Here is a 25,059-nt window from a genome sequence, read left to right on the forward strand (position 1 = left end):
TAATTCTGGTAATACAGGGGGCTAGCAATAGATAGTTTTTGATGCGACAATTTAACCAAATAATATTAATTTGGGGGTGATAGGAATGCTGGACAAGATCAGTAAGAAAATCTTGATGGAATTGCAGAGCGATGGACGCATCAGCAATGTGGAGCTGGCCGCGCGCGTGAACCTGTCGCCGGCCGCCTGCCTGGAGCGCGTGCGCAAGCTGCACGAATCCGGTTACATCATGGGCTATACGGCCCAGTTGAACCCGCAGCTGCTCGACGTGTCGCTGCTGGTGTTCATCGAAGTGGTGCTCGATCGCACGACACCGGAAGTGTTCGACGCCTTCAAGCATAGCGTACAAATCATTCCAGAGGTACTGGAATGTCATATGGTGGCCGGCGGCTTCGATTACCTGGTCAAGGCGCGCGTCAAGGACATGGCGGCCTACCGCGAATTCCTGGGCAAGACCTTGTTGCAAAAAGGTGTGCGGGAAACCCACACTTATGCCGTCATGGAAGAGGTCAAAAACACCACCAAATTGCCAATTAAGTGACCTCGGTGTAGCCGCCCCACTTTTCTGATTGAGCTATCGGAACAAATGTTGTAGGGTAGAACCACAATTCTGCTATCCGGTAGCCGCCTGAAACGCCGCGCAGACGGTAACTTCAGGGTGCAAGGCGGGCAATCGTGCCCACCCGCATACGGTTACAGCACGTCCCCTCAACGGGGCGTGACGGGTTTGCGCAGCGGGGGACAAATGAAGCAGTTGCAGCATCAGCTGGTGCGTTTCTTTGTATTCACGATCCTGGCCATGGCTGTGGCCTGTTGCCTGGCCTATCTGCTGCTGCTCTCGGGCGGCGACCATCCATATCTGATCGCCTGCGCGGCCGCCGCCATCGGCGCCGCGCTGCTGGCGTTCGCCGGCCGTCCGCGCGGCGAGCCGGGCCTGCACGAGTTCGCCGACACGGTGGGCAATGCCATCGATGCCATCATGATCGGCGCGGCGGAAACCTCGTATTTTGTCGATTCCGTCAAACAGAAGGTGGAACTCGACGTGCGCACGGCCAGCGACATCGCCGACAGCTCCGTGCAAAATGCCGCGATGACGGAAAAGATCGCCGCCAATGCGGAACGGGCCGCCAAGGTGGCCGCCGGCGTGCGCGTGGAAAGCGTGGCGGCGCGCGCCGAAGTGGACCAGGGCTTGCGCCGCATCAATCATGCACGCGAAGAAGCGCAAGGCGCCTCGACCACCATGCTGAGCTTGCAGGAAAAATCCAGACGCATCACGGGCTTTACGGAAGCCATTTCCGATATTTCCGCGCGCACCAACTTGCTGGCGCTGAATGCCGCCATTGAGGCGGCGCGCGCCGGCGAACATGGGCGCGGTTTTGCCGTGGTGGCCGGCGAAGTGCGGCAATTGGCGCAGCGCACCAAGGAAGCCTCCGATGAAATCAGCGTGATGGTGCGCGAAATCAATGAACAGTCGGAAAAAGCTGCGCGCGGCATGAGTTCGCTGGCGGCCGGTGTCACGGAAGCGGCGCGCAATGTGGAAAGCGTGCATGCCTCGCTCAGCCATATCGAGGAATCGTCGGGCGAGTCCGAGGACGAGATCGGGCAGATCGCCCGCGCCTCGCGCGAACACGTCGACACGACGCAGCTGATCGCCGACGCCATCCTGCAGATCCGCGACAGCATGCTGTCGACGAATGCGGAATTGCCGCGCGCCACGCAGTCGGCCATGGCCTTGGCCGAGCGGGCCGAAGTGATCGCCGGCGCCCTGGGCGAATCGAGCGTGGCCACGCCGCACGACGAGATCCGCGAGGCGGCCCAGCGCGCCGCGCGCGAAGTGGGCAAACTGTTCGAGCAGGCGATCGCCTCGGGGCGCATCACGCGCGAAGCCCTGTTCGACCGCCACTACCGCCCCATCCCGAACACCAATCCGCCCAAGCACAACACGAAGTTCGATGCCTTTACGGACAAGGTGCTGCCGGACCTGCAGGAAGGCGTGCTGGCGGCATTACCCCATCTGGCGTATGCGGGCGCCGTCGACAACAATGGCTATTTTCCAACGCACAACAAGAAGTTTTCCCAGCCGCTGACGGGAGATTACGCCACCGATATGGTGAACAACCGTACCAAGCGCATCTTCAGCGACCGCACGGGCAAGCGCTGCGGAAGCAACACCAAGGCCTTCCTGTTGCAGACCTATAAACGCGACACGGGCGAAGTCATGCACGATTTATCCGTGCCGATTCACGTCGAGGGCAAGCACTGGGGCGGTTTTAGAATTGGTTATCGCTCCAGCAGCCATGCATGAAAAAAAACGCCTGATGATTCATCAGGCGTTTTTTTTCTGGTGCTGGCAGATCATTTATTCGATATGCGGCTTGGGCGCCACGCCGCCGCCGGCCGCTGTGGCCGTGCGCAGGGTGGGCGTGTTCATACTTTCCAGGTGATTGCGCAGCCATTTGTGGGCGGGGCTGCGGGCGTCGCGTTCATGCCACAGCATGTCCAGGTGCACGGCCGGCAGGGTCAATGGCAAATCCTTGTACAGCAAGGACTCCGTCATGCCCGTCGAGGCGATCAAATGGCGCGGCAAGACCGTGATCAGGTCGGAATTGGCGACGACTCTGCCTGCCGTGAAGAACTGGTTGACCGTCAACAGGATGCGCCGTTCGCGGTGGATCTGCGACAGGGCCTCGTCGATCAAGCCATGCGCACGGCCGGAAAAGCTCACCAGTAAATGGTTCGCCGCACAATAGTTATCCAGGGTCAATTCCTTGTCGGCCAGCGGATGGCCGCGCCGCATCACGCATACATATTTGCCGGAATACAGGCGCTCGTGGCGGATGGGCGAACCCGTTTCGCTCGACAGTTGCGCCGCCACGCCGGGAAAGAAGCCCACGGCCAGGTCGATGTCGCCGCGCAGCAACATGGGACGCGGTTCGCGCGTCGTCAGCGGCATCATGCGCACGTTGACGCCCGGCGCTTCGCGTTCGATCGAGCGCATCAGCGAGGGCAGCCAGAACGCGGCTGTCGCGTCGGCCATGGCCATGCGGAAGGTGGCGTGCGTCTTCGACACGTCGAAGGTTTCCGGCGTGACGGCCGCTTCCAGGCTGGCCAGGGCCGAGCGCACGGATGGCCACAGCGCTTCGGCGCGGGGCGTCGGTTTTACGCCATATGCCGTGCGGATCAGCAATTCGTCACCGAGGCTCTCGCGCAGGCGTTTGATGGCGTTCGATACCGCCGGCTGCGTCATCGCCAGGTGGCCCGCTGCGCGCGTCAGGTTTTGTTCCGTCATGACGGCGTCGAAAACACGCAGCAAGTTCAGATCCAGCGTCAGAAAACTCATGGAAAGCCCAAGATAAAAGTTGAATTGATTACTTAAGAGTGTAAACCGCGCCGGGCACGAATATTTTCACTCGTAAAAAAATATTACAGTTTTCCATTCACGATTCATATAATTGGTATCAGGAAATGGAATTAGATTTATATGTTGCACTGCACTATAGTACTGGCAAATTCTATAATGCACTGGAACACTATGTCTACCTTCGCCTCCGCCCTGTACGCAGTATCCGCACCCGTGCTGGAGATTTCCCTGCTGAACGCCCTGCAACTCGTGCTGGTGATCGTCGCCGTGGGCGCCTTCGCCCTGCTGTTCAAGCCATTGCTGGTGGGCATCGCTCGCGCCATGGTGTTGGTGGTGCGTCCCAAGCTGAGCCGCGAAGAGCGCCTGGCGCGCCAGCAGATGCGCGAAGCGCAAGCCTTGCAACGTACCTTGGGCAAGATGGACGGCGTGTCGCCAAGCAACGCCGCCGAATTGCGCGCCCTGTCGACGCGCGCCTGAGCGATCAACTGTTGCAAATAATAAGCCGGCCTGCGCCGGCTTTTTTTACGCCTCCCGCCAGCCGGTTAGGCCACGTCGCCCAGCAAATGCGCGCGCAATACCGTGTCGGCCGGATGGGCGCCGATCCAGATTTTCAGCAGCGCATTGTAAAAAGCCAGGTCCGGCACCGTGTCGCCCACCTGTTTGCCGTTCAGCTTGCATAACGTTCCCTCTTCCGGCAGCCAGTCCACGGTGAGGATGTCGCCCTTTTTCAGGCCGGGCACCGTTTCGAACATGGCGCCGAACTGCATCGTCTGGCTCAGCAGGCGCGTGCGGTCGGCCTGGTCGGAACTGCGCTTCAAGCCCTGCATGAAGGCTTGCCCCAGCTCGTCGGACGTGATGTCGCGCAACATGACGATTTCCAGGCGGCGCGGTCCGGGCAGTGCCAGGATGTCGGCCAGCTGGGTTTTCTTTTCCGGCAGGTACAGCGCAATCGTGTAGACCTTGAAGATGACCTTGTAGCGCACGCCGGCGCCGTTGAGTTTCAACTCGCGGCTGGCCAGCTGCACTGTGTCGTCCAGCCTGACGCCGCCCACCTCGACGGCCAGCGCTGCTTGCGCCAGGGCGGCGCACAGGCAGGCGGCGGCCAGGGAGCGGCCCAAACGGGATGTGCTTATTTGCATCTTCTGCCTCCGTAGAGAAACATGTGCTGTGGATAAGTCCGCACAAGCACACAGTGTAGAACAGTTGGCAGAAGCTGGCGCCACGCAGAAGTGGCGAGGAAGAAAGGCTTAGGGTTTGGCGGCAGGCAGTTCCGCCTGCAGGCGTTCGTACTTGGCCATCAATTGCTCCGGGCTTTCGCGCCAGGCGGGATTGAAGGGGATGCAGCTGACGGGGCACACTTGCTGGCATTGCGGCTCGTCAAAGTGGCCCACGCATTCGGTGCACTTGTTGGGATCGATTTCGTAGATTTCCGCGCCCATGTAGATCGCGTCATTCGGGCACTCGGGCTCGCAAATGTCGCAATTGATGCATTCGTCGGTGATCAGTAATGCCATGATTTCACTCTTACTTATTGCGATGAGGCAGCGTTGGCGGCAATCTTGTTTTGCAGCCAGCGGTTCACCGAGGGGAAGACAAACTTGGAGACGTCGCCGCCCAGCGCCGCGATTTCGCGCACAATGGTGCCCGAAATGAACTGGTACTGGTCGGATGGCGTCAGGAACATGGTTTCGACATCGGGCAGCAGGTAGCGGTTCATGCCCGCCATCTGGAATTCGTATTCGAAGTCGGAGACGGCGCGCAAGCCGCGCACGATGACCCGCGCCTCATGCTTGCGCACGAAATCCTTGAGCAGGCCGGAAAAGCTTTCCACTTGCACATTCGGATAGTGACCGAGCACTTCGTTGGCGATTTCCAGGCGTTCGTCGAGCGAGAAAAACGGTTGCTTGTTCTTGCTGTCGGCCACACCGACGATCAGCTTGTCAAACAGGCCCGATGCGCGGCGCACCAAATCTTCATGACCGCGCGTGAGCGGATCGAATGTTCCTGGATAAACGGCTACAACCATTGCGGCTCCCTGATGATGCACCAATATAGACGCGCATTATGCCTGAAATTGGTGACCACCTTGGTGCTGCGGCTCGGGCCAGGGAGCTTTTTTGCCTAATTTATAGGCAGATTCAGGCAGTTGCCGGCACTTTGTTGTAAGTTAGCAAATGATAATAAACGGTGCCCGCCTTGTCGGCGCGGATGACTTCCCATGGCGCCATCCACTCGGGCTTTTCCAGTGCGCTGGCTTCATCGAAGACCAGCGGCAAGCCCGATTCCGCGTACACGATGCCGCCTTCCTTGAGCAGGTTGGCGCACAGCGGCAATACTTTCGCCAGGAAATCCTGCTGGTAAGGCGGGTCGAGGAAGATCAGGTCGAAGCGCTGGCCGCGCGCGGCCAGGCCCTGCGCCGTCAGCAGGGCGTCGCCGCGCAGCAGCTGGATATTTTCGGCGCGTAATTTCGTCTTGTTTTCTTCCAGCTGGCGGATCACGGGCGTATGCGTATCGACCATGGTGACGGATGCGGCGCCGCGGCTGGCCGCTTCGAAGCCCAGTGCGCCGCTGCCGGCGAACAGGTCCAGCACCTGGGCGTTGGCCCAGTCGCCGTCGCGCAAGTGGTTGATCCAGTTGAATACGGTTTCGCGCACGCGGTCCGGCGTCGGGCGCAAGCCCAGTGCCTGTAAAACAGGCAGCACGGAGCGCTTCCACTGGCCGCCGATGATGCGCACCTGGTTCGGTGGCGGCGCGTGGTGGACGGGGACTTTGGCGGGTTTCTTGATCTTTTTTTGCATGGGCATTTAAAACACCTAACAAAACCTACTGCGCGTCGCGATTTGCGGCCTGCGATGCTCACTGACTCGGCGTCCCCGTGCATTTGCACAGCTGCGCTTCTTAGCCACAACTCACTGCCGCTCGCTACGGTTTTGTTAGGCGTTTCATTTCTTCAATTCGATGGCGGCCACTATAGCATATGGCCCCCATCCCCCCTGCTGGCGCTGCCTGTCTATTTGGCTTGCGTGACCAGGGAATTGAAATCGTCGATCCAGCCCTGCATGCGCTTGACGGCATGGGCTTTTTGCGCCGGTGTGGCGATCTTGATCACCGTCAAGATCATCTGCGCCGTGCTGCTTTCGTAGGCATCGAAGAAGGCCTTGCGTTCCGAGTGCTCCAGGCGCTCGAAACTGTCCTTGATCAGGGTCGTGATCAAGGTTGCGGTGGCTTCCTTGCTGAGTTTTTCCTGTTGGACTTTTTTGACCAGGTTCAACACATTCTGCTGGCGCCGCATGCGTTCGTCGAGCCAGATCTCATTGTTCAGCGGACGCGCGTCGGACGCCTTGCGGATGATGGCTTCCTGCTCGCTGCTGAAGCCGCCGAACCACAGTTCGAATTGCTCCATGGCTTTCTTGTAACGCAGTTTCTGACGCTTGTCCTGGTCGCCGCTCAGGTATTTCTTGCGGTAATCCTCATTGTTCGACTTGAACTTCTTTTCCATCTGCGCGATTTGCTCGGGCTTGAGCGAGCGCGCCAGGTCGGCCAGCTCGGGCGCCGCCTTCAGCAGCAGCGCCTGGGTGCGCTGCTTGATCTCGCCGTAGTCGGCCATCAGGTCCGCTTGCGTGATATTGCCTTGCAGCTGTTTCTGGCCTGTGCGCAGGATTTCCACGTAATCCTTCAATTGCGTCTTGCGGTGCCAGTCGAACAGCTTGTCGATGTCTTCGCGCACCCAGCCCTTCTGGTCGCGGTCGAGGTCGACATACGCGTTCAGCCACCAGTACAGCACGGTATCGCCGTTGTTGTAGGCCAAGCGCAAGCCGCTGCAGCCGGCCATGACGACAAGCATGATGGCCAGCACGGCATAAGTAAACCGCTGGAAGGGCGTGGAAGACGGGGCCTGCGTGTTAAACTTTTTCATATTCTTAACTTATAAAGACGGTCTATGAACGTTGTCATTCTCGCTGCCGGTATGGGCAAACGCATGCAGTCGGCACTGCCCAAGGTATTGCACCCGTTGGCGGGCAAGCCGCTGTTGTCGCACGTCATCGACACGGCGCGCGTCCTGGCGCCGTCCCGATTATGCGTGATTTACGGGCATGGGGGCGCAGCGGTGCTGAAGTTGCTGGACGGCTACAAGACCAAGCAAGACCTGGCGATCGACGCGGCGGAACAAACGCAGCAGCTGGGCACCGGTCATGCCGTGCAGCAAGCCGTGGCGTTGCTGGACGACAGCGTGCCCACCCTGATCCTGTACGGCGACGTGCCGCTGACTAGCGCCGCTTCCCTGCAGCAACTGGTGCAGGCGGCCGGCAAGGACAAGCTGGCCATCCTGACCGTGGAACATCACGATCCCTTCGGCCTGGGCCGCATCGTGCGCGAGCACGGCGCCATTGTGCGCATCGTCGAGGAAAAGGATGCTACGCCAGAAGAGCGCGCCATCCGCGAGATCAACAGCGGCATCATGGTCGCGCCCACCGTGCCCCTGAAGAAATGGCTGTCGGCCTTGTCGAACAACAATGCGCAAGGGGAATACTATCTGACCGATATCGTTGCCCAGGCCGTCGCCGACGGCGTGGCTGTCACCTCGGCCCACCCGGCCGCCGTGTGGGAAGTGGCGGGCGTGAACAGCAAGGTGCAGCTGGCCCAGCTGGAACGCATCCACCAGAACAATATCGCCCAAGCCTTGCTCGAGCGCGGCGTGACCCTGCTGGACCCGGCCCGCATCGACGTGCGCGGCGAACTCATTTGCGGCCGCGATGTCACCATCGACGTCGGCTGCGTGTTCGAAGGCCGTGTGGAACTGGGCGACGGCGTGCGCGTGGGCGCCAACAACGTCATCATCAATGCCACCGTGGCCGCTGGCGCGCACATCAAGCCCTTCTGCCATATCGAGGACGCCGTCGTCGGCGCCGCTTCCATCATCGGCCCCTACGCGCGCCTGCGCCCGGGCACGGTCCTGGCGGAAGACGTGCATATCGGCAACTTCGTCGAAGTGAAAAACAGCCAGATCGCCGCGCACAGCAAGGCCAACCACCTGGCCTACATCGGTGACGCCACCATCGGTTCGAAGGTCAACATCGGCGCCGGCACGATCACCTGCAACTATGATGGCGTGAACAAGTTCCGCACGGTGATTGAAGACGACGCCTTCATTGGCAGCGACAGCCAGCTGATCGCCCCCGTTACCGTCGGCAAGGGCGCCACCCTGGGCGCCGGCACGACCTTGTCGAAAGATGCGCCGGCCGGCAAGCTGACGGTGTCGCGCGCGCGGCAAGTGACCATCGACGGCTGGACGCGTCCCGTGAAAATTCCCAAGTAAGCCGTACCGTTTTCAGCACGCATGACGCCGCCAGCCTGTCCGGGCTGGCGGCGTTTTTTTATGCCTGTGGATAATCCTGTGGAAAGTTGGCTGGCAACCCGGGATAAGTCGGGGCCTTATTTCCATCAAACATTTCCGCTGTATTTTTGTTTGTGGATAAACATGTGAACAAGCAGGCGGACAAGTGATGGATAAGCCCGGTATAAGCTGCGTATAAATGGTGAAAAACCTGTGGAAAAGACGGGATAAGTTATCTGGCACGGTTTGGTACTTGAGGAGGCAAGCTGGTCTCGCAGACGACGAAAATAGCCTCAGATTTTTGCCTGTCTGAATTGTGGATAAGCTTGTGCGTAATTGGCAAATAAGTCATGAATAACTTATAAGTCATTGTATTTCAAGGATATTTGAAGAAGTTTTATAAAGCCTGGCTGTGGGTAAAGCTGTGCAAGAGCCTGTGATTAATAGGTGGGCAAGCGCTGGATAAGCCGGGATAAGTTTTATCCGGGAGCTGATGTCTATTTATTGAGAGGCCTCATGCGCGGCTGGATGGCGGTGGCCGTGGAAATCCGTGATTTTCATACTGTGGATAAACTTGTGCATAAGCTGGCAGAAAGACTGGGATAAACGGGGATAACTTCTCTGCCAGCCGGCTTCACACAGCGATGCGCGTCTCAAACTTGCTGCGAAACGTGGAAAAATAGCTTTTCACGTTGCGCACATTGGCGTGTGCGGCAAACAGGCGGTGCGCCAGGGCGTGGTAGGCGGGCATGTCTGCCACCTGCACCATCAGCACGAAATCGGGCCCGGGCGAGACGCGGTAGCACTGCAGCACAGCCGCCTCGTTCGCCACCAGCAGTTCGAATTCCGCCATGCGCTCCGCCGCCTGCACGTCCAGCGTGATTTCCACGATGGCCGTCAGGCGCGCGCCCACCAGTTGCGGCGCGACGATGGCCACTTGCCGTTCGATCACGCCGTTTTCCGTCAACTGCTTGACCCGCCGCAAGCACGTGGGCGCCGACACATGCACGGCCTTCGCCAGTTCACTGTTGGTTTGCGATGCATCAACTTGCAAGGCGTTCAGGATGCGACGATCAATCTCGTCGAGGGTAATGTTGTGCTCGCTCATAGTCATAACGAATTGGGAAATAAATTCATTTTAAATGAAATAATATTTCATCGTTAAATCGTCATGAAATATTCGGTCAAAAATACATGGATTTAGAAAGCTTATTTCAATGACTCTGCATTAGCATGCGTGCATTGATTAAATTTTAGACAGAGGTTTCCATGTGCGGCATCGTCGGCGCGGTAGCGCAACGTAATATCACTCCCATCCTGGTCGAAGGCTTGAAGCGCCTGGAATACCGCGGCTACGATTCCTGCGGCATCGCCCTGCATGCGGATGGCCGGCTGCAGCGTTCGCGTTCCACCTCGCGCGTGGCCGAGCTGGAAAAGCAGATCGCCGAAGAAGGCTTGAGCGGTTTTACGGGCATCGCCCATACGCGCTGGGCCACGCATGGCGCCCCGGTCTCCTTCAATGCCCACCCGCACTTTTCCCCGACGGAAGAGAACGCCCGCGTGGCGCTGGTGCATAACGGCATCATCGAGAACCACGACGAACTGCGCGCCGAACTGACGGCCCTCGGCTACGTCTTCCAGAGCCAGACGGACACGGAAGTGATCGCCCACCTGGTCGAGCACATGTATAACGGCGACCTGTTCGAGACCGTGCAGCAGGCCGTGAAACGCCTCGACGGCGCGTACGCGATCGCCGTGTTCTGCCGCGACGAACCGCACCGCGTGGTGGCCGCGCGCCAGGGCTCGCCCCTGATCGTCGGCCTGGGCAACGGTGAAAACTTCGTCGCGTCGGACGCCATGGCGCTGGCCGGCACGACGGACCAGATCATCTACCTGGAAGAAGGCGACGTGGTCGACCTGCAACTGTCGCGCTGCTGGATCGTCGACGTCGATGGCAAGCCCGTCGAGCGCGAAGTGAAAACCGTGCATGCGCACACGGGCGCAGCCGAGTTGGGCCCGTACCGCCACTACATGCAGAAGGAAATCTTCGAGCAGCCGCGCGCCATCGGCGACACGCTCGAAGGCGTAACGGGCATCATGCCGGAACTGTTCGGCGACGACGCGTATAAAATCTTCAAGCAAATCGACCGCGTGCTGATCCTCGCCTGCGGCACCAGCTCGTATGCGGGCATGACGGCCAAGTACTGGATCGAGTCGATCGCCAAGGTGCCCGTCAGCGTGGAAGTGGCCAGCGAATACCGCTACCGCGACAGCGTGCCGCATCCGAATACGCTGGTCGTGACCATTTCGCAAAGCGGCGAAACGGCCGACACCCTGGCAGCCCTGAAACACGCGCGCAGCCTGGGCATGCAGCACACCCTGACCATCTGCAACGTGGCCACCAGCGCCATGGTGCGCGAATGCGCGCTGGCCTATATCACGCGCGCCGGCGTGGAAGTGGGCGTGGCGTCCACCAAGGCGTTTACGACGCAGCTGGCCGGCCTGTTCCTGCTGACCCTGTGCCTGGCGCAAGTCAATGGCCACCTGTCCGAAGAACAGGAAGCGGCGCACCTGAAAGCCATGCGCCACCTGCCCGTCGCCATCGCTTCCGTGCTGGCGCTCGAGCCGCAGATCATCGCCTGGTCCGAGGAATTCGCGCGCAAGGAAAACGCCCTCTTCCTGGGCCGCGGCATGCACTACCCGATCGCCCTGGAAGGCGCCTTGAAACTGAAGGAAATCTCGTACATCCACGCCGAAGCGTACCCGGCCGGCGAACTGAAGCACGGCCCGCTGGCCCTGGTGACGAATGAAATGCCCGTCGTCACCATCGCACCCAACGACGCCCTGATCGAAAAGCTCAAATCGAACATGCAGGAAGTACGCGCCCGTGGCGGCCAGCTGTACGTCTTCGCCGACGTGGACTCGCGCATCAGCTCGGGCGAAGGCCTGCACGTGATCCGCCTGCCCGAGCACTACGGCGATTTGTCGCCGATCCTGCACGTGGTCGCGCTGCAATTGCTGGCGTACCACACGGCGCTGGCACGCGGCACGGATGTGGACAAGCCAAGGAATCTGGCCAAGTCGGTGACAGTGGAGTAAGCCGGGCGGGCACCGCCCCGGACCACCAGGAATAGAAAGAAAACGCCGCCTCCGGGTGGCGTTTTCTTTTAGTCTGGAAAAACCATGTGCGTGACTTTTTTGTGCCGCTGCCGAAGCCATTGTGCGAGAATGCCCCTCCCCCTTCGATGGTGCGCATGATGATCAAACTCGCCGCAATCCTGACTGGAATGACACTCGTGCTGGCCGCTTGCAAGCCCGTAGCCACGGCACCTACGCACGACATTCCTGCGGCCATGCGCCAGACCGCGACCACCCTGCTGCAGTCGCCATTGCTGCACGCGACCTCGATTGCTGTCGTGTATCGCGGCAAGGAATTCATTCTGCATCAAGGCGAGATGGAGACCGGCAAAGCCAATCCGCCGGACGATACGACGCTGTATGAAATCGGCTCGGTCAGCAAGACTTTTGCTGGCCTGCTGCTGGCGAACGCCGTGCTCGATGGCAAGGCGGCGCTCGACGATCCCATACAAACGTACCTGCCAGCCGCCTACCCGAACCTGCAGTCGCAGGGGGAGCCCATTCGCCTGCGCCACTTGATCACGCACACCAGCAATATGCCGGGCATGCTGCCCTTGCAGGTGAACACGGTCCTGAAGGATTTCACGGCACACGCCACGCCGGCCAAGCTCAATGCCGCCTACGCCAATTATGGACAACGGCAATTCTGGCAGGACTTGCACACCGTCAGCATCAAAGGTCCGCTGGGCAAGGATTACGCCTATTCCAGCGCCGGTACCGAACTCGTTGCGCACACGCTCGAAACAATCTACGGCTTGCCCTATGAAGCCCTGCTCACGCAATGGCTCGCGCGCGAAGCGGGCATGCAAGATACCAGGCTGAGCATCACCGCCAAGGATGCCGGCCGGCTGGCGCCCGGCTACCACAGCGACAATCCCGCCGTCACCACACCGATGCCGCAACTGCCCTGGGGGGCAGCCGGCAACCTGAAGTCGACCATGCCGGACATGGCGAAGTATTTGCGCCTGCAATTGAGCGCCCATCCCGCCGTCGTCGAATCGCACAAGCCTTTGGCGCGCTTTCAGGACGACTTCAGCATCGGCTATTTCTGGAACATCGGCAGCAATCGCCAGCTGGGCACGCATTATGTCCACCATGGCGGCGTGCCGCGTGCGCAAAGCTACGCCTACGTCGTTCCCACATATCAGCTTGGCGTCTTCATCATCACCAACCAGAGCGGCGACGCGACTGCCGGCGCCATGGAAAGCGCGCTGGCGCATATTTTCGACACCGTGGAAGCCATGGAAGGCGCGCGGTAGCCGGCCCCAGTGAACAGGCGTGCGTGCTTAGCTACCTTGCGCAATGACCGGCTGGCGCGCCAGTGCGATGAAGGCGCGCACGTAGTCGATGGCGGTGTCCGTCTCGCGTGCGCCCAGGAAGATTTGCTTGGCGATGCCGCGCGCGCCCAGGCGCACGGGCACCACGTCCATCTTGGCCGCGTATTCCTCGACCAGCCAGCGCGGCAGGGCGGCCACGCCGCGGCCGCTGGCCACCATCTGCAGCATGATGTCGGTCGTTTCGATGGCTTTATGGCGCTTGGGCGTGACACCGGCCGGCAAGAGGAATTGATTGTAAATATCCAGGCGCTCGATGTCGACAGGGTAGCTGATGAGCACTTCCTGCGTCAGTTGCCGGGGCTGCACATACGCCGCCCCAGCTAGCGCATGGCCCTTGGCCACGACGAGCACCTGCTCGTAGTCGAACACGGGTTCGAAGGCCAGCCCCGGCTTGTATAGCGGGTCGGGCGTGACCAGCAGGTCGATCTCGTAGCCGAACAGCGCGCCGATGCCGCCGAACTGGAACTTTTGCTTGACGTCCACATCCACGTCGGGCCATGCGGTCAGATACGGCGACACCACTTTGAGCAGCCACTGGTAGCAAGGGTGGCATTCCATGCCGATGCGCAGCGCGCCGCGCTCGCCCTGCGCGAACTGGCCCAGGCGCTCTTCGGCCAGGTCCAGTTGCGGCAGCACCCGGTTCGCCACCGCCAGCAGATACTGGCCGGCCTGCGTCAGGCGCAAATTTCTCCCTTCGCGCAGCCAGACGTCGGTGCCCAGCTGCTGTTCCAGCTTCTTCATGCTGTGGCTCAGGGCCGACTGGGTCAGGTGCAGCACGCCTGCGGCGGCCGTCAACGAGCCCTGTTTTTCGACCTGCTGGACGATGCTGAGGTGGATGCGTTCAAGCATTGGAATGAGCCATATTCATGGATGTATGAAATATGACCATTATACTTCATCGATTCCCCCGGCTATCATCCACTTCCTTGTTGTCGGCATTCCTCGCCCTCGCGCATCACCCCTATGAAAGCAACCATGACACGTCCCCTGCGTATAGTCGCCGTTTCCGGCGGGCTGCAACGCCCTTCCAAGGCGGCAGCCCTGGCCGAGCACCTGATGGACCTGATCGCCGACGAAGTGCTGTGCGAACAACGCCTGGTCGAACTGGGCCAGCTGGCGCCGCATCTGACCGGCGCCGTCTGGCGCTCGCAGCTGCCCGAGACGGTGGAGCGGGAACTTGCGGCGGTCGAGCAAGCTGACATCGTGGTGGTGGCAACTCCGGTCTATCGCGGCGCTTACACGGGACTGTTCAAGCACTTCTTCGACTTCATTCATCAGGACGCCTTGGTCGACAAGCCCGTTTTGCTGGCGGCCACCGGCGGCAGCGAGCGCCATGCCCTGATGATCGACCACCAGTTGCGGCCGCTGTTCAGTTTTTTCCAGGCACGCACCTTGCCACTGGGTGTCTATGCGACCGACAAGGATTTCCTCGACTACCGTCTGCAGGACGAGGCGCTGCTCCAGCGGGCCGCACTGGCGGTGCAGCGGGCCTTGCCCTTGATCGCATTGACGCGCCATGCGAGCTCGGCCACTGCTGACGAGCTGGCCGCAGCCTGAGACGCATCGCCACGGTCAGCCAGCAATCAACACATTCATCTTTTCGCAGAATTCAGGACAGCAGAACACCATGAGCAACGATTTTGTATTCAGCATCAAGAGCATTGTTTTCGATGAAAACTATCACCCATCGGACAATACGCGCCTGACGACCAACTTTGCCAATCTGGCCAGGGGAAAGAGCCGCCAGGAGAACTTGCGCAACACCCTGAAAATGATCGACAGCCGCTTCAACAGCCTGGCGCACTGGGACAACCCGAAGGCAGACCGCTATTCTGTCGAGCTCGAAATCATTTCCGTCGAGTTGAATATCGATGTCAAAGGCGGCAATATCCCGTTGATCGAGATATTGAAGCCGAATATCCTGGATAAAAAAACCGGACAACGCATCGAGGGCATTGCGGGCAATAACTTCTCCTCTTACGTGCGCGATTACGACTTCAGCGTGGTGCTGCCAGAGCACAACAACAATCAATCCGCATTCAGCGCACCAGATGACTTCGGCGATTTTCATGGCAAGCTGTTCAAGCACTTTGTCCGATCCGATGCTTATCAAGAGCGTTTCAGCAAGCCGCCGGTCATCTGCCTCAGCGCCTCGAGCAGCAAGATCTATCAGCGGACGGAAAACCAGCACCCCATCCTGGGCGTCGAGTATCGGCAAAACGAGTTCTCCTCGACAGATGCCTATTTCGAGAAAATGGGGATGCAGGTGCGCTATTTCATGCCGCCAAACAGTGCAGCACCGCTGGCGTTTTATTTTATCGGCGACCTGCTGGGTGACTACAGCAATCTGGAGCTGATCGGCACCATCAGCACGATGGAAACCTTTCAAAAAATTTACCGGCCCGAAATCTACAACGCCAATTCGGCGGCGGGAAAATGCTATCAGCCCAGTCTGAAGAATCAGGATTATTCATTGACGCAAATTGTTTATGACCGGGAAGAGCGCAGCCAGCTGGCTGTCAAGCAGGGCAAATATACGGAAGAGCACTTCATCAAGCCCTACAAGCATGTTCTTGAACAATGGGCTGCCAACCACGCTCTCTGATCAATCAAAATACACGAAATCACCATCATGAAAAAATTATTGCCTACTTCAACCGCCGGCAGCTTGCCCAAACCTTCCTGGCTGGCGCAGCCTGAAAAACTCTGGTCGCCCTGGAAATTACAGGATGAGGAATTGGTTGAGGGAAAACAGGATGCCTTGCGTTTGTCGCTGCAGGAACAGCAGCAGGCAGGCATCGATATCGTCAGCGATGGCGAGCAGACCCGCCAGCATTTCGTCACCACGTTTATCGAGCATCTGAGCGGTGTCGATTTTGACAAACGCGAAACCGTCCGAATCCGTGACCGCTACGATGCGAGCGTGCCGACCGTCGTGGGCGCCGTGAGCCGCACCAAGCCGGTGTTTGTGGACGACGCCAGGTTTTTACGTCAGCAAACCAGCCAGCCGATCAAATGGGCCCTGCCAGGTCCGATGACGATGATCGATACGCTGTATGACAGCCACTATAAAAGCCGCGAAAAACTGGCCTGGGAATTCGCCAAGATCCTCAATCAGGAAGCCAGGGAACTGGAGGCGGCCGGCGTCGACATCATCCAGTTTGACGAACCCGCCTTCAATGTGTTCTTCGATGAAGTGAACGATTGGGGCATCGCCACCCTGGAGCGGGCGATCGAAGGGCTCAAATGCGAAACGGCCGTGCATATTTGCTATGGTTACGGCATCAAGGCCAATACGGACTGGAAAAATACGCTGGGGTCCGAGTGGCGTCAATATGAGGAATCGTTTCCCAAGCTGCAGCAATCGCATATCGACATCATCTCGCTGGAATGCCACAACTCGCGTGTGCCCATCGACCTGATTGAACTCATACGCGGCAAAAAAGTGATGGTCGGCGCCATCGACGTGGCCAGCAATACCATTGAAACGCCGGAGGAAGTGGCCAACACCCTGCGCAAGGCGCTGCGCTTTGTCGATGCCGACAAGCTCTATCCGAGCACCAACTGCGGCATGGCTCCCCTGGCGCGTGGCGTGGCAAGAGGCAAATTGCATGCGCTCTGTGCCGGTGCGGAAATCATCCGAAGGGAAATCTCCTAGCCGGCTGGTGAAGTACCGAAGTTTTGCGGAAAAGCAAGGAATTCGCTCGGCGGATTCCTTGCTTTTTCGTTTGGCAATTCGCCGCGTGCTTGCGCGGACATGTTCATCTATATTCTTCAACTTCTTGCCGCACGAAAATTTTCGCCATCTATCGCAGGAGTGCGCTAGGCTGTCGCTGTTTGCCGTACAGTTCAGCAACTCCCGTAACACCCATCGCCCCTGTGCCGGCCGCTGCCGCTGCGCCAGCCGGCGTGATGCCGTCTCGCTTTCACCCGTATTGACCTGGCCGATAGGACCGCATGATTTCTTTCCGTACCCCTCATTTCTTTTCCGCGCGCCAGCCTTGGCGCGGCTGGCTGCTGCCGCTGCTATTGAGCCTGCTGCTGGCCTGTTCCTTATCCACACCTGCCGCCTGGGGGCAGCCCGTCGACGATGCCGCCACGGCCGACCAGCGCCTCGATGGCTTGCGCAAGCAGATTACGACCATCCAGAAGGCGCTCGATGGCGATGCCGATCTCGATGACGCGACCCTGTCGCAGATGCGCGCCGATGCGCTGGCGGCCAGCGCCGAGGCGGACAAGGTGGCCGAGGCGCTCGCGCCCACGCTTGCCAGCGTGCAGGCGCGCCTGGCCGAGCTGGGCAAACCGGCGGCGGGCACCAAGGATGCCCCCGACGTGGCGGCGCAGCGCAGCCAGCTGGACCGCACCAGCAGCGCGCTTGACGCGCAGGTAAAACTGGCGCGTTTGCTGGCCGTGGAAGCGACGCAGGCGTCGGAGCAAGTGTCGACGGCGCGCCGCGCGCAGTTGCAGGCGCGCCTGGGCGAGCGCACGGCATCGATTTTGGCCGGCTCGTTCTGGAACCAGCTGCACGCCGAATTGCCGCAGAATCTGCAGCGCCTGCGGGCGCTGGGGCAGGAATTGGGCAACGCGGCGCGCGCCACGCCGTGGTCGGCCTGGGGCGGCTTGCTGGCTGGCATCGTTGCCGTGATCGGCGCCAGCGTCTGGGCTTCGCGCTATCTGTTGGTGATCACGGCCACGCGCGTGCCGCATGGCCGTTTGCGCCGCTCCTTGCATGCGCTGGCCGTGCTGGTGCTGGCGCTGGCCACGCCGGGGCTGGTGGCGGAATTGCTGGCCATGGGCTTGCGCTGGGAGGGCGGCCTGTCCGAAAAAACCTCGACTTTCCTCAGCAGCTTGATCGGCATCATCTGTTTTGCCGGTTTCACGGCAGGCCTGGGCCATGCGCTGCTGTCGCCATGGCGCGTGTCGTGGCGTCTGCTGCCCCTGCCCGATGCGCTGGCGCACCGCCTGCGCCATTTTCCCTCGATGTTTTCCTTTATCGTGGTGCTCGTGTGGGCCACGGAACGGGTCACCATCGTCATCAATGCGGGCCTGTCGACGGCCGTGGCCGTCAACTGCATCGTTGCCCTGGTGATGAGCACGACCATCGCCTACGGCCTGATGCGCGCCGAGCGCTGCTGGCGCCAGTTGCGCGAGGCCGATCCCGCCACCCTGGTCACGCCGCTGTGGCTGCGCTGCGTCACCGTACTGCTGTGGCTGGCGCTGGCGTCGAGCGTCATCAGCTTGCTGGTCGGCTATGTGGCCTTCGGCAGTTTTATCGCCAAGCAAATCGCCTGGGTCATCGTGGTGGTGGGCAGCACCTATCTGCTGACGGTGCTGGTCGACGATATCTGCATGCTGCTGGCCTCCACGCCGCCCCCGCCGGACGCCGTCAACCCCGTGCTGGCCACGCCCAAGGCGCGCGACCAGGCGGCCGTGCTGCTGTCGGGCATCGGCCGCGCCATCGTCGTGCTGCTGGCCCTGATGCTGCTGCTGGCGCCGTTCGGCGAAGGTCCGGGCGAGCTGTTCCAGCGCGTCGGCAAGCTGCAGGATGGCCTGGCCATCGGCGAGGTAGCGATCCGCCCTGGCGCGCTGATCCAGGCCCTGCTGGTGCTCGTCGTCGGCTTCGTTGCGCTGGGCCTGTTCAAGCGCTGGCTGCAGAACAGCTATTTGCCGACCACCAATCTCGATTCCGGCATGCAAGTGTCGTTCATCACCCTGTTCGGCTATATCGGCGGCGTGCTGGCCGTGGCGCTGGCCCTGTCGGCGGCCGGTATCGGCCTGGAACGCATCGCATGGGTGGCGTCGGCCTTGTCGGTGGGTATCGGTTTCGGCTTGCAGGCGGTGGTGCAGAACTTCGTTTCCGGCCTGATTCTACTGGCCGAGCGCCCCGTCAAGGTGGGCGACTGGGTGTCATTGGGCGGCGTGGAGGGCGATATCCGCCGCATCAATGTGCGCGCCACGGAAATTCAGCTGGGCGACCGTTCCACCGTGATTGTGCCGAACTCCGAATTCATCACCAAGACGGTGCGCAACGTGACCCTGGCCAATCCCCTGGGCCTGGTGCAGCTGAAACTGCCGCTGCCTCTGTCCACGGATGCGGACGAGGCGCGCGCGCTGATCCTGGCCGCCTTTGTCGACAATCACGACATACTCGACACGCCGGCGCCCAGCGTGCAGCTCGACGGCATCGACAATGGCTACCTGATGTTCAACGCCACCGGCTATGTGGGTTCGCCGCGCCTGTCGTATGGCGTGCGCAGCAATCTGCTGTTCGACTTGCTCAAGCGCCTGCACGCGGCGAACATGCCGATTTCCAAGCCCAGCACCATGGTGCTGAGCAGCCTGCCGGCCCAGCCCGAGGCGCCGCCCATCTCGGCGGTGGCCGCCGCGCCGGCCCCGGCGCCCGCACCCGTGCCGCCGCTGACGAGCTAGTCGGCACAAGTCAGCGCACGGTTGACCACAGCAGGGCCGCCAGGTACAGGCCGATGCCGAAGGCCGTGTGGGCCATCAGGCTGCGCAGGCGGGCGGCGTTCGGATGCGGCGTCTTGCTGGCGGCCAGGCCGGCGCCCATGCCCGGCTGCAAGATGCAGAACGGCGCGGCCACGCTCACCAAGCCCGCCAGCAGGGCCGGCGCGAACGTCGGCCCTTGCACCCACTCCTGTCCCACCAGCGCCAGCAGCACGGCCGCAAACAGCACGCCGACCGCATAGTGAAACGTCCAGCCCAGGATGGCTTCATCGCGCACGGGCGCCGCCTGGGCGATGTTGACGTGGGTGAAGGTACCGCGCGGGAGATGGCCGAGCCAGCGCCCCACCATCGCAAAATTCAGCGAGGGTATGCACCAGAAACGTTTTAATGCCACCGCCCACGCGTCCATCACCGCCGTCGCGCCAACGCCGATCGCCAGGGCATCGAGCCAGAGTATTTGCATCGTGTCTCCCTTATAACATTCAATTGATTGCTTGAATGTTATAAGGGTGCTAGCATCGTGTCAATGAAAAATGCCGATATCGAACTCCTCACCGGCTCCGCCGGGTTTGCCCATATTTTAGGCAGCGCGCCGCGCTTGCGCCTGCTCGAGCAGATCGCGCACGGCGAGTATGCGGTGGAGCAGTTGGTGGAGTTGACGGGCCTGTCCGTGGCGAATACCTCGCAGCATTTGCAGCAGCTGCGGCGCGCCGGTTTCGTGCAGGCGCGGCGCGACGGCAAGCGCGTGCTGTACCGGCTCGGCAACGGCCCTGTCATGCAGTTGCTCGCTGCGCTGGACGTGTATGCGCAGCACCAGCGCAGCGAATTGCAGGCGCTGGGCCGGGGCGACCACGTGGAAGCGATCACGGGCGATGAGCTGCTGGAACGCATGCAGGAAGCCAGCATCACCGTGCTCGACGTGCGGCCCGCGCAGGAATTTGCCGCCGGCCACTTGCCCGGCGCGATCAATATTCCGTTTGACGACTTACAGCGCCGCCTGGGCGAATTGCCCGCGAACGCAGAGATCGCCGCCTACTGCCGCGGCCCGTACTGCTTGCTGTCCGTGCAGGCCGTGGCGGCCCTGCGCCAGCACGGCTTGCCTGCGCGCCGTCTGGGCAGCGGCTACGACGACTGGCAGGCGGCCGGCTTGCCGGTGATCCGGGCGGCGTGATGGCGATCCCGAACAGCAAGCAGGAACTGCTCGAGGCAATGACCACGACGTACGCGAAACTGGCGCAGGAGCTGGCGCGCGTGCCGCCGGCCTTGGCGCGCGATCCCGTGCTGGAGGGGCAAGTGAAAGGCACGCGCATGAGCGTGTGCGATCTGCTCGCCTACCTGGTGGGCTGGAACGAGCTGGTCTTGCACTGGCATGCGCAGCTGCGCGACGGCAAGCGCATCGAGGATATCGCCTTTCCCGCCGAAGGTTTCACGTGGAACGCTCTGGGAAAACTGGCGCAGCGCTTCTATGCCGACTATGCTGAGCTGAGCATGGACGACTTGCTGCAGCGGCTGGAGCAGGCGAAAGACCAGCTGCTGGCGCTGGTCGACGCGCACGACGACGCGCAATTGTATGGCCAGCCCTGGTACACGCATTACACGATGGGGCGCATGATCCAGTTCAATACGGCGTCGCCGTATGCGAATGCGTGCACGCGTTTGCGGGCCTGGCGCAAGACCTTGTAGTGCAGCGACCGGCAGGCTTGCACGATTGCATCAGTACCTTCAGAAACGTTTTCAGGCAGGATAGTGGTTTCAAGCGCAACCAATAAAGGATCGCCATGCTGACCATCGCCCTCGCCCAGATGAATCCCACTGTGGGCGACTTCGACGCCAATGTCGCCGCCATCACCGCGCGCATGGCCCGCGCCAGCAGCGATGGCGCCGACTTGCTGGTATGCCCGGAACTGTCGCTGTGCGCGTACTACCCGGGCGACCTGTTCGAAGATGCCGCCTTCCTGCGCGGCCTGCAGCAGGCGCTCGATACCCTGCTGCAAGCGTCCACGCGCTGGCCCGCGCTGGTCACCGTCATCGGCACGGCGCGGCCCAACCCCGGCGTCGGCAAGCCCCTGTACAACGCCCTGCTGGCCATCCGCGACGGGCGCATCGTGGCCGAGTACTACAAGCAGCTGCTGCCGACCTACGGCATCTTCGACGAGGGCCGCCATTTCGAGCCCGGCCCGCCCGGCGCCTGCACCCTCGATATCGCCGGCTGCAAGGTCGGTTTCATGATTTGCGAGGATGGCTGGAACGACGACGGCCGCGCCTACGCCGTCAACCCGTTTGAAACCTTGCACGCGGCGCGGCCCGATCTCATTGTCAGCATCAATGCCAGCCCGTCCGATATCGGCAAGCGCGCGCAGCGCCACGCCGTGTTTGGCGCCGCCTGCCAGCGCGTCAAGCTGCCCCTGCTGTTCGTCAACCAGGTGGGCGGCCAGGACCAGCTGGTGTTCGACGGCGCCTCGTTCGCCATCTCGCCGGGCGACGGCGTGCAATTCGAGGCGGCCCGCTTCGTCGAGGATTTTCCATTGCTGCGCTTTGCCGATGGCCGTTTCGCGCAGAAGGACGGCGCGGCGTTTCCCGTGCCGGACCCGGACGGCATCCCCGCCGTGGAATTTGCGCGGCGTCAGATCGTGCTGGGCTTGCGCGACTATGCGCGCCGCTGCCGCTTTACGAAAGTCGTCGTCGGCTGCTCGGGCGGCATCGATTCGGCGCTGACCCTGGCCCTGGCCGTCGAGGCGCTCGGTGCCGATAACGTGGTGGCGATCACCATGCCATCCGTGTTTTCCAGCGCCGGCTCCGTCACCGACTCCGTCGCCCTGTGCGCCAACCTGGGCATCGCCCTGAGCACGCATGCTATCCGCGACATCGTGGCGCAGTATGAAACCGGCTACGCGGCCGCCTTCGACGGCAAGCTGCAGGGACTGCCGCTGGAAAACCTGCAGGCGCGCGTGCGCGGCACCATCCTGATGGAATACTCGAATGCCTTCGGCGCCTTGCTGCTCACCACCGGCAACAAGAGCGAAATCTCGGTCGGTTACTGCACCCTGTACGGCGACACGAACGGGGGACTGGGCTTGATTGGCGACCTGTATAAAACGGAGGTCTTCGCCCTGTCGCGCCACATCAATGCCAGCGCCGGGCGCGAACTGATTCCTGTCGCCGTGCTGGAGAAACCCCCGTCGGCGGAACTGGCGCCGGGCCAGCGCGACACCGACAGCTTGCCGCCGTATCCCGTGCTCGATGAAATCCTCAAATGGCATATCGAAGGGCGTCGCCTGCCGGCGCAAGAAAGCGCGCAGGCGCTGACTCTGGTCGACCAGCTGCGCGAGACGGACGAGGGGCGCGCGCTCGTGAGGCGCATCCTCGGCATGGTCGCCCGCAACGAGTACAAACGGCGCCAGGCGGCGCCCATCATCCGCGTGCGTTCGCGCGCCTTTGGCAGCGGCCGCCAATTGCCGATCGCCGCCCACTACCCCACCGGAGACGACGCATGACCCTCGCCTATTCCGCCGACGCGGCCATCCTGATCGGCCGTTTCCAGCCTTTTCATAACGGCCATGCCGGCCTGCTGCAGAAGGCGCTGACGACGGCCGCGCAAGTGGTGGTGGTGCTCGGTTCCGCCTTCCATGCGCGCAGTCCTAAGAACCCGTTTACGTGGCAGGAGCGGGCCGCCATGATCGCCGCCACCCTGCCCGAGGATCAGCGCGCGCGCGTGCATTACGTGGCCGTGCGCGATTACTACGACGATGGCCTGTGGGCCGACGCCGTGCGGCGCGCCGTGGCGGGCGCCGTGGCCACGGCGCAGCGCATCACCCTGGTGGCCTGCTTCAAGGACGCCACCAGCTATTACCTGCACCACTTCCCCCACTGGCAGTTGCTGAATCTGGAAATCGACCCTGGCGCACCGATAGGCGCGACGGCCATCCGCAACGTGCTGTTCGAGGCGGAAGACGTCGATGTGTCGCTGAGCGCCGTGGCGCAGCTGCTGCCGCCGGCCATCGGCCAGTATCTGAAAGCGTGGACCTTGCTGCCGTGGTATGCGCCGTTGGTGCAGGAATACCGTGCCATCGAGGCGTACAAGGCGCGCTGGAGAGTAGCGCCGTATGCGCCCATCTTCACGACCGTGGACGCGCTGGTGCAGACGGGCGGCCACGTGCTGCTCGTGCGCCGCGGCGGCTATCCGGGCAAGGGTTTATGGGCCTTGCCGGGCGGCTTTTTGGAGCCGCGCGAACGGCTGCTGCAGGGAGCGCTGCGCGAGCTGGCGGAAGAAACCCAGCTGGGCGTGCTGGCACCCACCCTCGTCGAGGCGCTGGTCGGCGTGGCCGTGTTCGACCACCCGGACCGCAGCCAGCGCGGGCGCACCATCACGCATGCGCATTATTTCGACCTGAAGACGCGCCAGCTGCCGGCCGTGACGGCGGCCGACGATGCGGCGCTGGCGCAGTGGGTGCCCGTGGCGTCGCTGCCGGCCATGGAAGAGCAATTCTTCGAAGACCACTTCCACATCCTGAACCACTTCCTCAAGCTCACGCACGAGGGGCGCTGAGGGGAGCAACCCCCTCGGCGCGCGTCAGGACGTCACGCGTTCCCAGCCATGCTTGATGGCCGCCTTGAAGTTGTCCCACGCCGACTGGGGATACGTGTGCTCCCACGTGGAACGCAGGTCCGCTTCCACCTCGTCCCATGGGCGGCCCCGGTAGCTGTCGCTGTTGGCCATGGAATGGCCATAGCGGTAGGCGGGATCGTAGTCCTCGAAGCGCGCGCCGGTGGCGACATAGGTGGCGCTCCAGTGGCTGCGGTAGTACTGCTCGTCGTCGTAGCTGGTGCCTGGCAGGTTGTCGGCGCCGGGATAGCGGCGCACGTTGGCGCCCGCGCTGGACGGCGGCGGCGGCGATGCCTTGTCGCTGGCAAACTGCTGCGACCCTGGCGCCTCGTTCACGTTCACATTGCCGGCGGACGTGCCCTGCTGCGATGGCGCGCCGGACTGCATGCTGGCGCCCTGGCGCGTCGCGCTGTCGTTTTGCGGCGCGCCTTGCCAGCCGCTGGCGCGCCAGTGCTCGGCGTGCGCATCGATGTCGAGCGGCGCGTAGCGCTCGACGAGGTCGGTGGCGCGCTGGATATCGGCGTCGCTCGCTCCCTCCAGCGTCAGCACGACATGGCCGCGCCGCACGGCTTCCGCATAGATGTGGCGGTCGGCGTGGCTGCCGAACAGATCTTTAAAGAAATGCTTGATGTTGTCGAGCAGGCTGTCGCTGTCGTCGCGGCGGATATTTTCCGTGGCGGAAAATTCGTCGCTGCCCGCATCGTGCAGGCGGATGTTGGCGCCGGGGAAGCCCGCCGTGATTAGGTCGTGCCGGGCGCGCTCGGCCATGTCGCGCACGGCGAAAACTGCTGCCAATGTATGTGCCATGATGGTCTCCATT

The 25,059-nt window shown here is 61.8% G+C and carries 24 protein-coding genes; 14 read left to right on the forward strand and 10 right to left on the reverse strand.

Going from position 1 to position 25,059, the window contains the following annotated elements; translation table 11 throughout:
• Positions 1–85 precede the first annotated feature (85 nt).
• Together ACQ4WQ_RS15460 and ACQ4WQ_RS15465 are read left to right on the forward strand one after the other, a co-directional pair.
• Positions 86–541: an Lrp/AsnC ligand binding domain-containing protein gene (locus tag ACQ4WQ_RS15460; RefSeq protein WP_010393827.1), complete on the forward strand. Its 456-nt coding sequence runs from the start codon at positions 86–88 to the stop codon at positions 539–541.
• 204 nt (positions 542–745) lie between these two features.
• A complete protein-coding gene (locus tag ACQ4WQ_RS15465) occupies positions 746–2,305 on the forward strand; it encodes a methyl-accepting chemotaxis protein (RefSeq protein ID WP_436498184.1) in 1,560 nt (519 codons plus the stop codon).
• A 54-nt stretch (positions 2,306–2,359) separates the two neighbouring features.
• Here the strand turns inward: ACQ4WQ_RS15465 and ACQ4WQ_RS15470 are convergent, their stop codons facing one another.
• Complete coding sequence (locus ACQ4WQ_RS15470) at positions 2,360–3,340, reverse strand: LysR family transcriptional regulator (protein ID WP_034752642.1); 981 nt, start codon at positions 3,338–3,340, stop codon at positions 2,360–2,362.
• A gap of 192 nt (positions 3,341–3,532) precedes the next feature.
• Between ACQ4WQ_RS15470 and ACQ4WQ_RS15475 the strand changes: the two genes are divergently transcribed.
• On the forward strand, positions 3,533–3,838 hold the full coding sequence (locus tag ACQ4WQ_RS15475) for a hypothetical protein (RefSeq protein WP_070218913.1): 306 nt from the start codon (positions 3,533–3,535) through the stop codon (positions 3,836–3,838).
• Between the two features lie 65 nt (positions 3,839–3,903).
• Here the strand turns inward: ACQ4WQ_RS15475 and ACQ4WQ_RS15480 are convergent, their stop codons facing one another.
• The 5 genes from ACQ4WQ_RS15480 to ACQ4WQ_RS15500 all read right to left on the reverse strand — a co-directional run bounded on the left by ACQ4WQ_RS15480 (position 3,904) and on the right by ACQ4WQ_RS15500 (position 7,277).
• A complete protein-coding gene (locus ACQ4WQ_RS15480) occupies positions 3,904–4,500 on the reverse strand; it encodes a chalcone isomerase family protein (RefSeq protein ID WP_326457840.1) in 597 nt (198 codons plus the stop codon).
• Between the two features lie 108 nt (positions 4,501–4,608).
• The gene (locus tag ACQ4WQ_RS15485; RefSeq protein ID WP_070218911.1) at positions 4,609–4,875 is read right to left on the reverse strand and encodes a YfhL family 4Fe-4S dicluster ferredoxin; all 267 of its coding nucleotides are present in this window, start codon (positions 4,873–4,875) and stop codon (positions 4,609–4,611) included.
• Between the two features lie 14 nt (positions 4,876–4,889).
• Positions 4,890–5,387, reverse strand: a complete 498-nt coding sequence (gene coaD, locus ACQ4WQ_RS15490; RefSeq protein WP_034752633.1) for a pantetheine-phosphate adenylyltransferase — start codon at positions 5,385–5,387, stop codon at positions 4,890–4,892.
• Between the two features lie 112 nt (positions 5,388–5,499).
• Entirely contained in the window at positions 5,500–6,159 is a 660-nt protein-coding gene (gene rsmD, locus ACQ4WQ_RS15495; RefSeq protein ID WP_436498341.1) for a 16S rRNA (guanine(966)-N(2))-methyltransferase RsmD, read from the reverse strand.
• Positions 6,160–6,371: 212 nt separating this feature from the next.
• On the reverse strand, positions 6,372–7,277 hold the full coding sequence (locus ACQ4WQ_RS15500; protein WP_436498187.1) for a DUF6279 family lipoprotein: 906 nt from the start codon (positions 7,275–7,277) through the stop codon (positions 6,372–6,374).
• A 24-nt stretch (positions 7,278–7,301) separates the two neighbouring features.
• Between ACQ4WQ_RS15500 and glmU the strand changes: the two genes are divergently transcribed.
• Complete coding sequence (gene glmU / locus ACQ4WQ_RS15505) at positions 7,302–8,678, forward strand: bifunctional UDP-N-acetylglucosamine diphosphorylase/glucosamine-1-phosphate N-acetyltransferase GlmU (RefSeq protein ID WP_436498189.1); 1,377 nt, start codon at positions 7,302–7,304, stop codon at positions 8,676–8,678.
• Positions 8,679–9,330: 652 nt separating this feature from the next.
• Here glmU and ACQ4WQ_RS15510 read toward each other — a convergent pair.
• Positions 9,331–9,804, reverse strand: a complete 474-nt coding sequence (locus ACQ4WQ_RS15510; RefSeq protein WP_436498191.1) for an Lrp/AsnC family transcriptional regulator — start codon at positions 9,802–9,804, stop codon at positions 9,331–9,333.
• Positions 9,805–9,965: 161 nt separating this feature from the next.
• Here ACQ4WQ_RS15510 and glmS point away from each other — a divergent pair, with 161 nt between their 5' ends.
• Positions 9,966–11,795 carry a glutamine--fructose-6-phosphate transaminase (isomerizing) gene (glmS, locus tag ACQ4WQ_RS15515; protein WP_034782627.1) on the forward strand — a complete coding sequence of 610 codons (1,830 nt, stop codon included), beginning with the start codon at positions 9,966–9,968 and terminating at the stop codon, positions 11,793–11,795.
• A gap of 155 nt (positions 11,796–11,950) precedes the next feature.
• Positions 11,951–13,093 (forward strand): serine hydrolase domain-containing protein, encoded by a 1,143-nt coding sequence (locus ACQ4WQ_RS15520; RefSeq protein ID WP_436498193.1) that lies wholly within the window; start codon positions 11,951–11,953, stop codon positions 13,091–13,093.
• 27 nt (positions 13,094–13,120) lie between these two features.
• On the opposite strand, the gene ACQ4WQ_RS15525 is transcribed toward ACQ4WQ_RS15520, so the two are convergent.
• Positions 13,121–14,020 carry a LysR family transcriptional regulator gene (locus ACQ4WQ_RS15525; protein ID WP_326457846.1) on the reverse strand — a complete coding sequence of 300 codons (900 nt, stop codon included), beginning with the start codon at positions 14,018–14,020 and terminating at the stop codon, positions 13,121–13,123.
• A gap of 126 nt (positions 14,021–14,146) precedes the next feature.
• Here ACQ4WQ_RS15525 and msuE point away from each other — a divergent pair, with 126 nt between their 5' ends.
• The 4 genes from msuE to ACQ4WQ_RS15545 all read left to right on the forward strand — a co-directional run bounded on the left by msuE (position 14,147) and on the right by ACQ4WQ_RS15545 (position 19,600).
• Entirely contained in the window at positions 14,147–14,728 is a 582-nt protein-coding gene (msuE, locus tag ACQ4WQ_RS15530) for an FMN reductase (protein WP_436498195.1), read from the forward strand.
• A gap of 70 nt (positions 14,729–14,798) precedes the next feature.
• A complete protein-coding gene (locus ACQ4WQ_RS15535; RefSeq protein ID WP_326457848.1) occupies positions 14,799–15,776 on the forward strand; it encodes a DUF1852 domain-containing protein in 978 nt (325 codons plus the stop codon).
• Positions 15,777–15,803: 27 nt separating this feature from the next.
• Entirely contained in the window at positions 15,804–16,829 is a 1,026-nt protein-coding gene (locus tag ACQ4WQ_RS15540) for a methionine synthase (protein WP_436498197.1), read from the forward strand.
• Positions 16,830–17,128: 299 nt separating this feature from the next.
• Positions 17,129–19,600 (forward strand): DUF3772 domain-containing protein, encoded by a 2,472-nt coding sequence (locus ACQ4WQ_RS15545; RefSeq protein ID WP_436498199.1) that lies wholly within the window; start codon positions 17,129–17,131, stop codon positions 19,598–19,600.
• Positions 19,601–19,610: 10 nt separating this feature from the next.
• On the opposite strand, the gene ACQ4WQ_RS15550 is transcribed toward ACQ4WQ_RS15545, so the two are convergent.
• Entirely contained in the window at positions 19,611–20,099 is a 489-nt protein-coding gene (locus ACQ4WQ_RS15550; RefSeq protein WP_436498201.1) for a DUF2938 domain-containing protein, read from the reverse strand.
• Positions 20,100–20,162: 63 nt separating this feature from the next.
• Between ACQ4WQ_RS15550 and ACQ4WQ_RS15555 the strand changes: the two genes are divergently transcribed.
• The 4 genes from ACQ4WQ_RS15555 (at position 20,163) to ACQ4WQ_RS15570 (ending at position 24,182) form a co-directional block, all read left to right on the forward strand.
• Entirely contained in the window at positions 20,163–20,807 is a 645-nt protein-coding gene (locus tag ACQ4WQ_RS15555) for an ArsR/SmtB family transcription factor (protein WP_436498203.1), read from the forward strand.
• Positions 20,807–21,319, forward strand: coding sequence for a ClbS/DfsB family four-helix bundle protein (locus ACQ4WQ_RS15560; RefSeq protein ID WP_436498205.1), 513 nt, complete (start codon positions 20,807–20,809; stop codon positions 21,317–21,319). Before ACQ4WQ_RS15555 ends, ACQ4WQ_RS15560 begins: the two co-directional genes overlap by 1 nt.
• A gap of 95 nt (positions 21,320–21,414) precedes the next feature.
• A complete protein-coding gene (locus tag ACQ4WQ_RS15565) occupies positions 21,415–23,130 on the forward strand; it encodes an NAD+ synthase (RefSeq protein ID WP_436498207.1) in 1,716 nt (571 codons plus the stop codon).
• Entirely contained in the window at positions 23,127–24,182 is a 1,056-nt protein-coding gene (locus ACQ4WQ_RS15570) for a bifunctional nicotinamide-nucleotide adenylyltransferase/Nudix hydroxylase (protein WP_326457854.1), read from the forward strand. The genes ACQ4WQ_RS15565 and ACQ4WQ_RS15570 overlap by 4 nt, the downstream gene beginning before the upstream one ends.
• A gap of 24 nt (positions 24,183–24,206) precedes the next feature.
• On the opposite strand, the gene ACQ4WQ_RS15575 is transcribed toward ACQ4WQ_RS15570, so the two are convergent.
• On the reverse strand, positions 24,207–25,046 hold the full coding sequence (locus tag ACQ4WQ_RS15575; RefSeq protein WP_436498209.1) for a hypothetical protein: 840 nt from the start codon (positions 25,044–25,046) through the stop codon (positions 24,207–24,209).
• Positions 25,047–25,059: the final 13 nt, after the last annotated feature.

It is taken from the genome of Janthinobacterium goodfellowi (assembly GCF_051380695.1).
Taxonomy (GTDB): Bacteria; Pseudomonadota; Gammaproteobacteria; order Burkholderiales; family Burkholderiaceae_D; genus Janthinobacterium.